The organism is Streptococcus sp. V728, assembly GCF_052077995.1.
Taxonomy (GTDB): domain Bacteria; phylum Bacillota; class Bacilli; order Lactobacillales; family Streptococcaceae; genus Streptococcus; species Streptococcus infantis_B.
Genome location: NZ_JBQJJH010000001.1, coordinates 97,816 through 113,131 on the forward strand (window position 1 = coordinate 97,816; position 15,316 = coordinate 113,131).

At 41.5% G+C, this 15,316-nt stretch carries 14 protein-coding genes; all 14 read left to right on the top strand.

What is annotated here, in order from left to right; genetic code table 11:
* The first annotated feature begins 4 nt into the window (after window positions 1-4).
* On the top strand, window positions 5-1,870 hold the full coding sequence (locus ACTO1Y_RS00545) for a DUF4435 domain-containing protein (protein WP_441347971.1): 1,866 nt from the start codon (window positions 5-7) through the stop codon (window positions 1,868-1,870).
* A 35-nt stretch (window positions 1,871-1,905) separates the two neighbouring features.
* The gene (locus ACTO1Y_RS00550) at window positions 1,906-3,507 is read left to right on the top strand and encodes a type I restriction-modification system subunit M (protein WP_441347972.1); all 1,602 of its coding nucleotides are present in this window, start codon (window positions 1,906-1,908) and stop codon (window positions 3,505-3,507) included.
* A gap of 81 nt (window positions 3,508-3,588) precedes the next feature.
* The gene (locus ACTO1Y_RS00555; protein ID WP_441347973.1) at window positions 3,589-3,993 is read left to right on the top strand and encodes a YbgA family protein; all 405 of its coding nucleotides are present in this window, start codon (window positions 3,589-3,591) and stop codon (window positions 3,991-3,993) included.
* Entirely contained in the window at window positions 3,977-4,342 is a 366-nt protein-coding gene (locus tag ACTO1Y_RS00560) for a TIGR02328 family protein (protein WP_441347974.1), read from the top strand. Before ACTO1Y_RS00555 ends, ACTO1Y_RS00560 begins: the two co-directional genes overlap by 17 nt.
* 155 nt (window positions 4,343-4,497) lie before the next feature.
* Entirely contained in the window at window positions 4,498-4,863 is a 366-nt protein-coding gene (locus tag ACTO1Y_RS00565) for a type II toxin-antitoxin system RelE/ParE family toxin (protein WP_000556946.1), read from the top strand.
* Window positions 4,853-5,146, top strand: coding sequence for a helix-turn-helix domain-containing protein (locus ACTO1Y_RS00570; RefSeq protein WP_316107546.1), 294 nt, complete (start codon window positions 4,853-4,855; stop codon window positions 5,144-5,146). The genes ACTO1Y_RS00565 and ACTO1Y_RS00570 overlap by 11 nt, the downstream gene beginning before the upstream one ends.
* A gap of 352 nt (window positions 5,147-5,498) precedes the next feature.
* Window positions 5,499-7,748 carry a 5-methyltetrahydropteroyltriglutamate--homocysteine S-methyltransferase gene (gene metE, locus ACTO1Y_RS00575; RefSeq protein ID WP_441347975.1) on the top strand — a complete coding sequence of 750 codons (2,250 nt, stop codon included), beginning with the start codon at window positions 5,499-5,501 and terminating at the stop codon, window positions 7,746-7,748.
* 62 nt (window positions 7,749-7,810) lie between these two features.
* The gene (gene metF / locus ACTO1Y_RS00580) at window positions 7,811-8,671 is read left to right on the top strand and encodes a methylenetetrahydrofolate reductase [NAD(P)H] (RefSeq protein WP_441347976.1); all 861 of its coding nucleotides are present in this window, start codon (window positions 7,811-7,813) and stop codon (window positions 8,669-8,671) included.
* 341 nt (window positions 8,672-9,012) lie between these two features.
* Window positions 9,013-11,235: a polyribonucleotide nucleotidyltransferase gene (pnp, locus tag ACTO1Y_RS00585; protein WP_441347977.1), complete on the top strand. Its 2,223-nt coding sequence runs from the start codon at window positions 9,013-9,015 to the stop codon at window positions 11,233-11,235.
* Between the two features lie 14 nt (window positions 11,236-11,249).
* Window positions 11,250-11,867: a serine O-acetyltransferase gene (cysE, locus tag ACTO1Y_RS00590; RefSeq protein WP_441347978.1), complete on the top strand. Its 618-nt coding sequence runs from the start codon at window positions 11,250-11,252 to the stop codon at window positions 11,865-11,867.
* A gap of 34 nt (window positions 11,868-11,901) precedes the next feature.
* Window positions 11,902-12,663, top strand: a complete 762-nt coding sequence (locus tag ACTO1Y_RS00595) for a nucleoside phosphorylase (RefSeq protein WP_441347979.1) — start codon at window positions 11,902-11,904, stop codon at window positions 12,661-12,663.
* Window positions 12,664-12,706: 43 nt separating this feature from the next.
* Window positions 12,707-14,050, top strand: a complete 1,344-nt coding sequence (gene cysS / locus ACTO1Y_RS00600; protein ID WP_441347980.1) for a cysteine--tRNA ligase — start codon at window positions 12,707-12,709, stop codon at window positions 14,048-14,050.
* Window positions 14,043-14,429: a Mini-ribonuclease 3 gene (locus ACTO1Y_RS00605; protein ID WP_178894720.1), complete on the top strand. Its 387-nt coding sequence runs from the start codon at window positions 14,043-14,045 to the stop codon at window positions 14,427-14,429. Before cysS ends, ACTO1Y_RS00605 begins: the two co-directional genes overlap by 8 nt.
* Before the next feature lie 2 nt (window positions 14,430-14,431).
* Window positions 14,432-15,301: a helix-turn-helix domain-containing protein gene (locus ACTO1Y_RS00610; protein ID WP_441347981.1), complete on the top strand. Its 870-nt coding sequence runs from the start codon at window positions 14,432-14,434 to the stop codon at window positions 15,299-15,301.
* Window positions 15,302-15,316 lie beyond the last annotated feature (15 nt).

The window sequence follows — 15,316 nt, forward strand, 5'->3', positions numbered from 1 at the left end:
AATTATGTATAGTTCTAAAAAAGATTTGATTGAAAAGTTAGAATTTGAAAAGAAAAGGTTTCGAGATAATTTAAGTCAAATAGCTGATTATGAAAAAGATTTATATAATCGAGTGGATGATTATCTATTTAAGCTTATTTCTTTTATAAATGAAGAGCTAGATGAAGAAGTTTTGTCTAATAATGTAACGGTAAGGTACAAAACATTACGTGATAATTTGTTAGAAAGCATCTACAATTGTTTTGGTGGAGAAATTTATCTGTATGATTCTATATTTCCTCAAATTATATATAATTTTGAAGTAATTAAACTTTTCTCTTTCATTTCCAAAATAGATTCTACTACTGTTATTATAGGGGCAAATGGGGCAGGAAAATCAAGTCTTATTAATGAATTAAGAAAGAATAATAGTAAGATTAATAGTAATGAAATGTATGTTTTGCCAGCACAGAAATTATTATATTTTGTTTCAAATATCCATGATCGAAATGAAATTACTAGAGATAGATATATTCAAGATTTAAAAGAAGTCGTTCTTAAATATAACACAATTGCTTTACAACCATTCCAAATTGAAAAGGATTTTTCAAATACGTTTACCAAACTAATAACATTTTTGATAAAGGATTATGCTAAGATAGCGACTGATGCATCTAGAGGGGTGGAAGGATTACCTCTGGCTTTATGGGATAGAGTAGAGCGGATATGGAATAAAATTTTTCCAGAAATAACGTTTGTTCTTGAATCGAATGAAAGGGTAGTTGAAGTTGAAAAAAATGGGTCTAAATATAGTATAAATGGACTTAGTGATGGAGAACGTTGCATATTGTTTTATATTGGTAATGTCCTTCTAGCTCCAGAAAATAGTTATATTATCGTTGATGAACCAGAAACATTTCTAAACGCAGCTGTCTATAATGAATTATGGGATTTGCTCATATCAGAGCGACCTGATTGTCAATTTATTTTTGCTTCACATAACATGGACTTTGTTCAATCTAGAACAAATGCAACCTATATCTGGTGTAAGAATTTCGAAGCACCTTATGATTTTGATTATGAACTATTGGAAGACTCACAAGAAATGCCTTTATCCTTATTGACTGAAGTATCTGGGACAAGAAAGCCAATATTATTTTGTGAGGGAACTAAAACGAGTATAGACTATCAGATTTATTCCAAATTATTTAGTGATTTTTGTTTTGTCAAACCAGTTCAAGGGCATAAACAAGTTATTCAATACACAAAAGCTTACAATAAATTAGAGAAAACATATGGTAATAAAGCATACGGCATTATTGATTATGACTGGATGGATGAGGCAAGAATTGAAAGCTATAAAAAGAAAAATATTTTTGTGCTCCCTTTTAATGAGATAGAGATGCTTTTGGTAGATGAAGAAACAGTGAATTCTGTTCTATCTGATGATGAGGAAGATAAAAAACAAAAAATTAATAAACTTCGAGACACTGTTATTGGTTTATGTACAACAAATAAAGATAAGATAATACGAATTGCCTTGAAAAAGAAACTTGATGAATTTATGGAAGGGCATTTGATAGAAACAAGAGAACCAACCGAGGATGAAGCACGGACATTTTTAGAAAATTTATCAGAAAAATTTGATATAACTGTAACATTAGAAAATATAACTAAAATTGTTGAAGATAGCATAGATTCTTCGGATTTTTCGAAAATTTTAAAGATTTGTAATTTGAAAAATGAAATAATTGCATCCAAAGAAATTAAAGAATTAGTTTCTAACTTTAAAGAAAAAGCTTTAAGCAGTATTGCAATGAATAATGATTTACAGATTACATTACGTCATAAATATTTTGAAGAATTAGAAATGAAACTATTGGATAGATAGTTAGATTTTTGAGTTAATAAAAAGAAAGAAACACTATGGAAACAACACAAACGTCCCAGTCGCTCTACCAAGCCCTGTGGAACTCAGCGGATGTTCTCCGCTCCAAGATGGATGCAAATGACTATAAGTCCTATCTTTTGGGCATGGTCTTCTATAAGTATCTGTCAGACAAGATGCTCTTTTTCGTGGCGGAGACTATGGAAGAGGGGACAGATAGTCTTGAGGATGCTCTTGAGGTCTATCGTAACTACTACGAGGATGCGGAGACCCATGAGGATCTGGTCTCTGTCATGAACGATGAGCTCAACTATATCATCAAACCAGACCTGACCTTTACAGCTCTGGTAGCACGTGTTAATGAGGGAACTTTCCAGCTGGAAGATCTAGCTCAAGGTTTTCGTGATATCGAGCAGAGTGACGACCTCTATGAAAATCTCTTTGAAGATATCGACCTCTACTCTAAAAAGCTAGGAGCAACTCCGCAAAAGCAAAACCAAACGGTAGCAGCAGTTATGAAAGAGTTGGCCGTGCTAGATGTGGCTGGTCATGCTGGTGATATGCTGGGGGATGCCTATGAGTATCTGATCGGTCAGTTTGCGACTGACTCGGGTAAGAAGGCTGGTGAGTTCTATACGCCTCAGCCTGTTGCCAAGCTCATGACTCAGATTGCCTTTTTGGGTCGTGAGGACCAGGAAGGTTTTACCATCTATGATGCGACTATGGGGTCTGGCTCTCTCTTGCTCAATGCCAAGAAGTACTCTCACAAACCGCAGACAGTTGTCTACTTTGGTCAGGAGCTCAATACCTCGACTTATAACCTAGCTCGGATGAACATGATTCTACATGGTGTTCCAGTTGAGAATCAATTTCTCCACAATGCCGATACACTGGATGAAGACTGGCCGACTCAAGAGCCGACCAACTTTGACGGTGTTCTCATGAACCCACCATACTCTGCCAAGTGGTCAGCAAGCTCTGGTTTTATGGCTGATCCTCGTTTCTCTCCTTTTGGAAAACTGGCGCCCCAGTCCAAGGCTGACTTTGCCTTTCTCTTGCATGGATATTACCACCTCAAGCAGGATAATGGGGTCATGGCTATCGTCCTTCCTCACGGTGTTCTTTTCCGTGGAAATGCGGAGGGAACCATTCGCAAGGCCTTACTAGAAGAAGGGGCCATTGATACGGTTATCGGTCTACCTGCTAATATCTTCTTTAACACTAGCATTCCGACTACGGTTATCATTCTCAAAAAGAATCGTACCAATCGCGATGTCTACTTTATCGATGCTTCTAAGGAGTTTGATAAGGGGAAAAATCAAAATATCATGACGGATGCCCATATCGAGAAGATTCTAGAAGCCTACAAGTCTCGTGAGGAGATGGATAAGTTTGCCCATCTAGCAAGCTATGAAGAAATCGTCGAAAATGACTACAACCTCAACATCCCTCGCTATGTAGATACCTTTGAGGAAGAAGAAGTAGAGCCACTGACAGACATCGTCAGCAAGATTAACGAGACAAATAAAGCTATCGAAAGCCAAACAGCTTCATTACTTGAAATGCTGAACCAGCTCCACGGAACCACACCAGAAGCTGATGCTGAGCTCAAAGAGTTTTTGAAAAACTTTAAAGGGTGATGGGCTTAATTGATTCGCTCATTTTTAAAATACAACTTTGTTTCCGTATTTCCTGGGAACTAGTAGAAAGTTAGGAGAAATATGGGAAATAACAACCAACTTGCCCTTTGTCAGCAACTCTGGGCGGAAAATAAATACCTTGTTTTGAGTCATTCTAGTAATATTTACAAGGACATTCGCCAGTATCTCAAGCAAGAAGTGGTGGAGCTGAGTCAGGTTCAAGAGATGATTGACCGTGCCTGCCAGATTCCAGAACACAGGGGTCAGGTTTGCAATGCCTTTCAGCATATTTGGGGCTATTTTAAAAAGCAAGCCAGCCTCGATGAGCGCAAAGACTATATGCTCTTGTTGGATCGCTATCGCTTTGGTCAGGCTTCAAAGGAAGACTTGATTGCTAGGACTCGAGGCTTGCTTGAACGCTACCCAAATGCTTATCTGCAACATTCTACCTTGTTGAAAGGAGACTCCCATGAGACTTTGGCATGAGGCTTTGATCCCACAGCTTCCCCGTCCGCAGCTCTTGGGGCAACATCGAGAGTGCTGCGCCCTTCGTGGTAATGGCTGGGGCAGAAAGCATGCGACGGTTGACTATGTTTTTACCCACTCGCCCTATCGTCTCTATGCCTATCATCGTTTGATCATGGAGGAGATGGCTGACCGTGGCTACAATGTCAGTCCAGAGTGGCTGGACAAGAACTACCGTGGCAAGACCTGCCCTCCTTATCAAGACTTAGCAGAGGAGAAGCTGAAAAGTCCTATCTATAGCGAACATGATGCTAGCTACTATGAGGAGTGTCTGGCTAATCTCCGTGAGAAGGGGATAGAGCTGGAGTAATAGTAAGGATTTTCTTAAATTTATAACTCTTTTCGTAATTTTTTCGAATCATAAAAATGAGACCTTTAAAATTTTCTAAGGTCTTCTTTTTATAAGTATTTGAATTTACTTTTAATAACTTTTAAGTTATAATTAAATTGAAAAGAGGTTGCTTGGTGCACACAATTTACTTCTATAAGGACAAAAATGGAAATGAGCCAGTCTTGGATTATATGAGAGAATTGGCTAGTCGTAAAAGTAAAGATAGTCGCATTAAACTGAATAAACTAAACGACTATATTGAGTTGCTTAGTCAGCATGGGACTAGAGCTGGTGAACCCTATATGAAACATTTGGAAGATGAGATATGGGAATTAAGACCTCTTAGGGATAGGATTTTATTTGTAGCTTGGCTTGATGGGAGTTTTGTTCTTTTACATCATTTTGTTAAAAAGACTCAGAAAACTCCTAGGAGAGAGATTGAAAAGGCCAAGCGTGAACTGAAGGACTTAAAAGAAAGAGGAGTAAGTGATGAAAAATAGTGCCATTGGGAGTAACTGGAAGGATGTTCGGTCTCAACTCTTTACCAAGGAGGAAATCCTTGAAAGTGATATGCGAGTAGCTATCATGAGTGAGTTAATTGAAGCTAGACATGATCAAGGTATCAGTCAGAAAAAACTAGAAGAACTCAGTGGAGTGAGCCAGCCTGTCATAGCTAGGATGGAAACAGGAAAGACCAGTCCTCAGTTAGATACCGTCTTAAAAGTTCTAGCCAGTTTAGGCAAGACACTCGCAGTAGTCCCGCTTGAACAGGAAAAAGGTTGATAGGGATGGAATGACTTGGTTTGCTAAAATCATCCACTGGATAATATTACCTCCCGTCCGCACTTTCTAAGGGAAATATCAGAATGACTAAAAGAAAACCGACCTATAGTCTTTTATAATAACAAGCCATAGTCGGATCTCAGTTTACTCAAGTTTGACTATAAACAGGACTATCTTGAAAATCTGTTAATCATTGTCTACCAAAGGATTTGGGGAATCTTCTCCAAATCTTTTTTTGTACTTCAAATTACGATATAGTTTCAAACTATATCAAAGCCTAATTTTTTACAATTATACAGACGCTTTCTTTTCTGTTAAGATAGTTTCAACAACAATTTTTGGAGGACAAAACATGTCAACTACAATTATCGGTTTCCCTCGTTTGGGTGAATTCCGCGAATTAAAATTTACAACTGAAAAATACTTTAGAAAAGAAATCTCAGAAGAAGAACTCTTGGCTGCTGCGAAAGAATTGCGTGCAAAACACTGGAACATCGTTAAAGAAAAAGGCATCACTGAAATCCCATCAAATGACTTTTCTCACTATGACAACTTCCTTGATGCTGCTTTCCTTTTCAACGTAGTTCCTGCATCTGTTCAAAACTTGGACTTATCAGATCTTGAACGCTACTTTGCTTTGGGGCGTGGTTACCAAGGAGAAAAAGGGGATGTCCGTGCCCTTCCAATGAAGAAATGGTTCAACACCAACTACCACTACATCGTTCCAAAATTTGAAAAAGACACTCAAGTAAAATTGGCTGGTCACAAGATCTTTGATGAGTTCCAAGAAGCTAAAGAACTTGGCCTTAACACTCGTCCTGTGCTTGTAGGTCCATTCACGTTCCTTCAATTGTCAGACTTTGAAGAAGGTGTTAAAGCAGAAGACTTCGTAGATAGCTTTGTAGCTGCTTACCAAGAAGTTTTTGCAAAATTGGCTGAACTTGGTGCGACTCGTATCCAACTCGATGAAGCTGCTCTTGTCAAAGACTTGACAGAAGAAGAAAAAGCCCTCTTCTTGAACATCTACAACAAGCTCTTGGCTGATAAAAAAGGTCTTGAAGTCTTGCTTCAAACTTACTTCGGTGACGTTCGTGACGTCTACGCTGACCTTGTGAAATTGCCAGTAGATGCCATCGGTCTTGACTTTGTTGAAGGTAAGAAAACTCTTGAACTCGTTAAAGGTGGCTTCCCAGCTGACAAGACTCTTTATGCAGGTATTGTCAATGGTAAGAACATCTGGCGCAACAACTACGAAAAGAGCTTGGCTATTCTTGAGCAAATCCCAGCTGAAAACATCGTTTTGACAAGCTCATGCTCACTTCTTCATGTGCCATTTACAACTGCTAATGAAGATTTTGAACCAGCTATTTTGAACCACTTTGCTTTTGCAGTAGAAAAATTGGATGAAATCCGTGACTTGGATGAAATCCGCAACGGTCAAGGTGCAGAAGCTCTTGCAGCTAACAAAGAACTCTTTGCGACTGAACGTGTTGGTGAAAATGCGGAACTTCGTGCGCGTATCGCAGGATTGACTGACGCAGACTACACTCGTTTGCCAGCCTTCGCAGAACGTGAAGCTATCCAAGAAGAAGCATTCAAACTTCCAGCTCTTCCAACAACTACCATCGGTTCATTCCCTCAAACAAAAGAAGTTCGTGCCAAACGTTTGGCCTTCCGTAAGGGTGAATTGTCACAAGAAGAATACGATGCCTTCCTTGCTGAGACTATCGACGAATGGATCAAATGGCAAGAAGAAGTTGGATTTGACGTGCTTGTACACGGTGAATTCGAGCGTAACGACATGGTTGAGTACTTCGGTCAAAACTTGTCAGGTTACCTCTTCTCTAAGAACGGTTGGGTACAATCATACGGTATGCGTGGGGTTAAACCGCCAATCATCTGGGGTGATGTGACTCGTCTCAACCCTATCACTGTGAAATGGTCTAGCTACGCACAAAGCCGTACAGACAAACCTGTTAAAGGTATGTTGACTGGACCTGTTACTATCCTTAACTGGTCATTCCCACGTGAAGACATCTCTATCAAGGATTCTACTCTTCAAATCGCTCTTGCTATCAAGGATGAAGTTCTTGACCTTGAAGCTGCAGGCGTGAAAATCATCCAAATCGACGAGGCTGCCCTTCGTGAGAAATTGCCACTCCGTCGTAGCGACTGGTACGAAGACTACCTTGACTGGGCTATTCCAGCCTTCCGCTTGGTACACTCAACAGTAGCGCCAGACACACAAATCCACACTCACATGTGTTACTCAGAATTTACAGATATCATCCCAGCTATCGACAACATGGATGCAGACGTTATCTCATTTGAAGCTAGCCGTTCAAACCTTGAAATCTTGGACGAACTCAAAGCGAAAAACTTCCAAACAGAAGTTGGACCTGGGGTTTACGATATCCACTCACCTCGTGTGCCTAACGAAGGCGAAATCGACCACACCATCGAAGCTATCCTTGCGAAAGTACCTAGCAAGAAAGTTTGGATCAACCCTGACTGTGGTTTGAAAACACGTGGTATCCCAGAAACGAAAGAAAGCTTGATCCGCCTTGTAGACGCTGCGAAAGCTGCGCGTGAAAAATTGTAAGAAAAGACAATTCTCTCTACACGGTTGATCAGTAAGAAATCAACTAGAAAAGGTTCATACATATGTCACGTCAAACACCGTCCCTCTCATTTGAAGTTTTCCCTCCAAACCCAGAAGTAGGCAATGACAAAATTATCGCAGCCCTGAAAGACATGCAGGGCTTGGCACCACACTTCATCAGTGTGACTGCTAGTAATAATAAATTTAATATCAAAGAGACGACGGTTCGTTTGGCAGACTATATCCAAAATGACTTGGAGATCCCAACCATTGCTCACTTGCCAGCTATCTATTTGACTAAGGATAAGGTGGCTGAGACCATTGCGGATTTGGATAAAGTTGGTGTTCAGAAAATCTTGGCTCTTCGTGGAGATATCATTCCAGGTGTTGAGCCTCAAAAAGATTTCCGTTACGCCACAGACTTGATTGAGTTTATCACTGAACAGGCACCACACTTTGATATTGTTGGGGCTTGTTACCCAGAAGGGCACCCGGATTCGCCAAACCAAATCTCAGATATCCAAAATCTCAAGAAAAAAGTGGATGCAGGATGCTCTAGTCTAGTAACGCAACTTTTCTTTGACAATGAGCGTTTCTACGATTTCCAAGACAAGTGTACCTTGGCAGGGATTGATGTTCCTATTCATGCAGGGATCATGCCAATCCTTAACCGTAACCAAGCTCTTCGTCTCTTGAAGACTTGTGAGAATATCCATCTCCCACGTAAATTTAAGGCTATCTTGGACAAGTATGAGAATGACCCTGAGTCACTCAGAGCAGCAGGACTTGCCTATGCCGTAGACCAAATCGTGGACTTGGTAACGCAAGACGTAGCAGGGGTACATCTCTACACCATGAACAATGCAGACACTGCTCAGTACATCCACCAAGCAACCCATGCCTTGTTCAATCACCAATCTTAAAATATTAAAAAGCAAACCATTCTTCTTTTCATAGAGGAATGGTTCCTTTTTGATAGAAAAGACCGTACTTTTTAAGAAAAATATGATAAAATAGACTCTGTACGTACTTGATACAAAGATGAGGGTATAAAATAATACAATGCATCAAACTGCAAGGTTTAGCGACACGAGCGAGTCAAATCGATAATATTTGACGAGAGAGTTAGTAAAGCATTTAGCTAATCGCCTAATAGCGATTAGCGTGAAAGGCTTAGATGCTTTAGCATCAATCCTTTCTAATGATTTGTATCCTGATTTTTGTAGGCAAGGCGTATAATATTATCAATCCAAAGGGGATTACAATGACAAAACAAGTGTTTCAAACGACTTTTGCGGGTCGTGAGTTGATCGTAGAGACTGGTCAGGTTGCTAAGCAAGCAAATGGCTCTGTTGTCGTGCGTTATGGTGAGTCAACTGTCTTGACGGCAGCCGTTATGTCTAAGAAGATGGCAACTGGGGATTTCTTCCCGCTTCAAGTCAACTACGAAGAAAAAATGTATGCGGCTGGGAAATTTCCTGGTGGCTTTATGAAACGTGAAGGACGTCCTTCAACAGATGCAACCTTGACAGCGCGTTTGATTGACCGTCCAATCCGTCCAATGTTTGCGGAAGGTTTCCGTAACGAAGTGCAAGTCATCAACACAGTTCTTTCTTATGATGAAAATGCATCTGCACCAATGGCAGCTATGTTTGGATCATCATTGGCCTTGTCTATCTCAGACATTCCGTTTGACGGCCCAATCGCTGGGGTACAAGTAGGTTATGTTGATGGCCAAATCATCATCAACCCTACTCAAGAACAAGCAGAGCAATCGCTTCTTGAATTGACAGTAGCTGGTACCAAGTACGCTATCAACATGGTAGAGTCTGGTGCCAAAGAATTGTCAGAAGAAATCATGTTGGAAGCTCTTCTCAAAGGACACGAAGCCGTTAAAGAATTGATTGCCTTCCAAGAAGAAATCGTTGCGGCAGTCGGTAAAGAAAAAGCAGAAGTAGAATTGCTTCATGTAGATGAGGAATTGCAAGCTGAAATCATCGCAGCCTACAACAATGACCTTCAAAAAGCAGTCCAAGTAGAAGAAAAATTGGCTCGTGAAGCTGCAACTCAAGCAGTCAAAGACCAAGTCACAGCAGTTTACGAAGAAAAATATGCAGACCACGAAGAATTTGACCGTATCATGCGGGATGTGGCTGAAATCTTGGAACAAATGGAACACGCAGAAGTGCGCCGTTTGATCACAGAAGACAAGGTTCGTCCTGACGGTCGTAAGGTTGATGAAATCCGTCCTTTGGATGCACAAGTCGACTACCTTCCTCGTGTACACGGTTCAGGTCTCTTTACTCGTGGACAAACTCAGGCTCTTTCAGTCTTGACCTTGGCGCCAATGGGTGAAACGCAAATCATCGATGGTTTGGATCCAGAATACAAGAAACGCTTTATGCACCACTATAACTTCCCTCAATACTCTGTTGGTGAAACAGGTCGTTATGGTGCTCCTGGTCGTCGTGAAATTGGTCACGGTGCTCTTGGTGAACGTGCCCTTGCGCAAGTCTTGCCAAGCTTGGAAGAATTCCCATATGCTATCCGCTTGGTAGCAGAAGTATTGGAATCAAACGGTTCTTCATCTCAAGCCTCTATCTGTGCGGGAACTCTTGCCCTTATGGCTGGTGGTGTGCCAATCAAGGCGCCAGTAGCGGGTATTGCAATGGGTCTCATTTCTGATGGAAATAACTATACAGTATTGACCGATATCCAAGGTTTGGAAGACCACTTTGGAGATATGGACTTCAAGGTTGCAGGTACTCGTGACGGCATTACAGCCCTTCAAATGGATATCAAGATCCAAGGGATTACTGCAGAAATCTTGACGGAAGCTCTTGCTCAAGCCAAGAAAGCCCGTTTTGAAATCCTTGATGTGATTGAAGCAACCATTCCAGAAGTTCGTCCAGAATTGGCTCCAACTGCTCCGAAAATTGATACCATCAAGATTGATGTGGACAAGATCAAGATTGTCATCGGTAAGGGTGGAGAAACCATCGACAAGATCATCGCTGAAACAGGCGTTAAGATCGATATCGACGAAGAAGGTAACGTATCTATCTACTCTAGCGACCAAGATGCTATCAACCGTGCTAAAGAAATCATTGCTGGTTTGGTTCGTGAAGCTAAAGTGGACGAAGTCTACCATGCCAAAGTTGTGCGTATCGAGAAATTCGGTGCCTTTGTCAACCTCTTTGACAAGACGGATGCCCTCGTTCACATCTCTGAAATGGCTTGGACTCGTACTAATAATGTAGAAGATTTAGTTCAAATTGGTGATTTTGTCGATGTGAAGGTTATTAAGATCGATGAAAAAGGTCGTGTAGATGCTTCTATGAAGGCACTCTTGCCACGTCCACCAAAACCTGAACGTTCAGAAGAAAAAGGGGATAAAGGTCATCGTCATGGCGATCGTCCTCGTCACCACCACAAGGACCACAAACCTAAGAAAGAAACTACAGAAACACCAAAAGACTCAGAATAAGAAAGGAGAAATGTATGGGATGGTGGCGTGAAACCATTGATATCGTAAAAGAAAATGATCCAGCGGCTCGCACCACTTTGGAGGTTCTTTTGACCTATCCTGGTGTGAAAGCCTTGGCTGCCCACCGTCTCTCTCATTTTCTCTGGAAACATGGCTTTAAGCTTTTAGCTCGTATGCATAGCCAGTTTTGGCGTTTTTGGACACAGATAGAGATTCACCCAGGCGCTCAGATCGAATCAGGTGTCTTTATCGACCATGGAGCAGGACTTGTAATTGGGGAAACAGCTATCGTTGAAACAGGCGTTCTTCTCTATCATGGTGTCACTCTCGGTGGTACAGGGAAGGATAGTGGCAAACGCCATCCGACTGTTCGTAAAGGAGCGCTCATATCTGCTCATGCCCAGGTTATCGGGCCTGTAGAAATCGGTGAAAATGCCAAAGTCGGTGCTGCAGCAGTTGTTGTAGCAGATGTTCCTAGCGATGTAACGGTTGTCGGTATTCCAGCCAAGATTGTCAGAGTGCATGGGCAAAAGGATGAACCAACCATTCACGAAGTCGAAGAAAAACGTGAATATTACGTCAATAAACTCGAGCAAGCGAGAGAAGCCAGCCACAGGTCGTCTGGTTTGTAATGAGAAGTGACTCTTTAATTAGGAGGTTAGGTCGATGCTATTAGAAGAATTTGAAAATGTACCTGCTGTTATCGAGCCAACTGATCGAAGCCTCCTTAGTGGTGGAGAAGTTTGTGATACTATTATCTTGTCTTTTAATGGAGAAATCCTTGAACGAGTAAAGCAGATAGATGGTGTCTACGAAGGTGGCTATCTTACCAATCTAAATGGCAAACTGCCATGGTATATCTATGAAAAAGATGGGAGTAAGGTAGCAGTTGCTATGGCTACTATTGGAGCTCCAATGGTTGTTGGACTCTTAGAAGAACTCAAAGCAAGAGGATTTAAGAACTTTATCGTTTTAGGGTCTTGTGGAGTTCTTGACCAGTCTATTCAAGCAGATAAGATTATCCTACCAAGCTCGGCTTTACGTGATGAAGGTACTAGTTATCACTATGCTCCAGCAAGTGATGAAATAGCCTATGAGCGATCTCTACTCTTAACTATGGAAAACGCCTTGGATAAAGCTGGTGTTGAGCATATTCGAACAAAGTCTTGGACCACAGATGCCTTCTATCGTGAGACAGCTGCTAAGGTCAAACGAAGACTTGAAGCAGGAGCTAGAGTTGTTGATATGGAAGCTTCGGCTATCATGGCCTGGGCCCAATATCGACAAACCCAGGTCTATCAATTTTTCTATACAGCTGACTATGTCGTCCATCACAATCATGAGTGGGATGCCAGACGCGAAGAAAGAAAAGTAGATGCTATGACTTTCTTTGAGATAGCCTTAGTAATTGCCAGAGAGCTGGATTGAAACTACTCTTTACGATAAACAAGAAACAGAAAGGAGTCAGTGAGTGATTAAAATCTATGACACCATGTCTCGTGATTTGCGAGAATTTGTACCAATCGAGGACGGCAAGGTCAAGATGTATGTCTGTGGGCCGACAGTTTATAACTATATCCACGTGGGGAATGCCCGCTCGACAGTAGCCTTTGACACTATTCGTCGCTATTTTGAATATCGTGGCTATGAAGTTGCCTACATTTCCAATTTCACGGATGTGGATGACAAGATTATCAACCGTGCTAAGGAAGAAGGTATCACACCTCAGGAAGTAGCGGACAAGTATATCGCTGCCTTTCGTGAGGATGTGACAGCCTTGGGTGTGAAGCCTGCGACTCGTCATCCACGTGTTGTAGAGTTTATGGCTGACATCATCCGCTTTGTAGAAGACTTGATTGAAAAGGGCTATGCTTATGAGAGTCAAGGAGATGTCTATTTTCGTGTAGAAAAATCTCATAACTATGCTAAGTTGGCCAATAAAACCTTGGAAGACTTGGAGCTAGGAGCTTCAGGTCGTACAGATGAGGAAACAGCTCGTAAGGAAAATCCGGTCGACTTTGCCCTCTGGAAAGCTGCAAAACCAGGTGAGATTTCTTGGGATAGCCCATGGGGATCAGGTCGCCCAGGCTGGCACATTGAGTGTTCAGTCATGTCAACTGAGATTTTAGGAGATACCATCGATATTCACGGTGGTGGTGCTGACCTTGAGTTTCCTCACCACACCAACGAAATTGCCCAGTCAGAAGCTAAGACAGGTAAGACCTTTGCCAACTACTGGATGCACAATGGATTTGTCAACATTGACAATGTCAAGATGTCTAAGTCTTTGGGGAACTTCATTACAGTACACGATGCCCTTGAAACTATCGATGGTCAAGTGCTTCGTTTCTTCTTTGCGACGCAACACTACCGCAAACCTATCAACTTTACAGAAAAAGCAGTGCGTGATGCAGAGACTAATCTCAAGTATTTAAAGAACACTTACGAGCAACCATTTTCTGGGACTGTAGATGCTCAGGAGTTACAGGCATTTAAAGACAAGTTTGTAGCTGCTATGGATGAGGATTTCAATACAGCTAATGGAATCACAGTTGTTTTTGAGATGGCCAAATGGATCAATTCAGGCAACTATGATGCAACTGTGAAGGAAGCTCTTGCGGCCATGTTAGAAGTCTTTGGAGTAGTCTTTGTCGAAGAAGTTTTGGATGAAGAGATTGAAGCCTTAATTCAAAAACGCCAAGAAGCGCGTGCCAATCGTGACTTTGCGACAGCTGACCAAATCCGTGACCAACTAGCTGCTCAAGGGATTAAACTACTTGATACCAAGGATGGAGTGAGGTGGACACGTGATTGATGTCAATCTCATTAACGGGATTGCGCTAGCCTTTGAAGGAGATGCAGTTTATTCAATGTATATTCGCCGTCATCTCATTCTTAAAGGAATGACCAAGCCCAATAAACTCCACCAAGAGGCCACTAAGTATGTATCAGCTAAGGCTCAAGCTCGCTTGATTTCCCTCATGCTGGAGGAGCAAGTCCTAACGGAAAAAGAAGAAGAAATCTATAAACGTGGTCGCAATACCAATAGTCACACCAAGGCAAAGAATGCAGATGTAGTGACCTACCGTATGTCTACAGGTTTTGAAGCGGTCATGGGCTATCTTCATATGACTGAAAACGTAGAGCGCCTAGAAACCTTGATTTCTTGGTGTATCCAAAAAGTGGAGGGCTAGGAATGATTGCAAAAGAATTACTAGATTGGTTTCCACAAGCTCAAATCGTAGACCAGCCAGTCGATAAGGAAGGCTATCTGACGCTTCCGGTATCCTCAAATCAGTGGGTTTTACTGGAAGAAGCTGGACTTAGTGAACGTGAGAAACAGTTGGTGGCTCTCTTAACCCAGCAGGAACAAACCATCTCTCTCAATCCCTGGTATAGCTATTTGATAGAGGGGAAGGGGCAAGCACCGCAGAGCTTTAAAAAGCTACAAGTTGTTTATTGTCACCTTTCCTATTACCAACAGGAAAACCTGACTTCTTGGTTGGATATGATGAAAACCCTCTTTCCTAATTGTGAAACAGTTCTTCAGGTTGGCGCTCAGGATTACCTTTTTGTTCTCCAACAGGATAAATATACCTCGGTTCGCTCAATCCTGACAGATACCTTGGAAGCTGTAGAGTACGACTTTGGAGTTCGTCTGTCTATTATGCTTGGTCAGGTCTGGTCTCAAACAGGAAATCAGAGTTTGACAGATCTCATCATAGCAGAACGTGACTTGTTTAAAAACTGGTGGCGTCAAGGTCATCAAGGATTTCATACGTTTTCTCAACTCTACCTTTGGAGTATGGGTGAAAAAATGGTGGATCTCAGTTTGATCAAAGATTATCTACACCAGATGATTTTGGATCAAGATCAGATTCAGGAAATCATTCTCTCCTTATGGGAAAATAGTGCAGTCCTTACGAAGACAGCTCAGCAACTCTATCTACACCGCAATTCTCTCCAATACAAGATTGATAAATGGGAAGAATTGACAGGGCTACAGTTGAAAGAATTGACAGATTTGACCTTGTGTTATCAGTTGATTTTACCAGATATTATTTAAAGTTTTGTGCAAGTT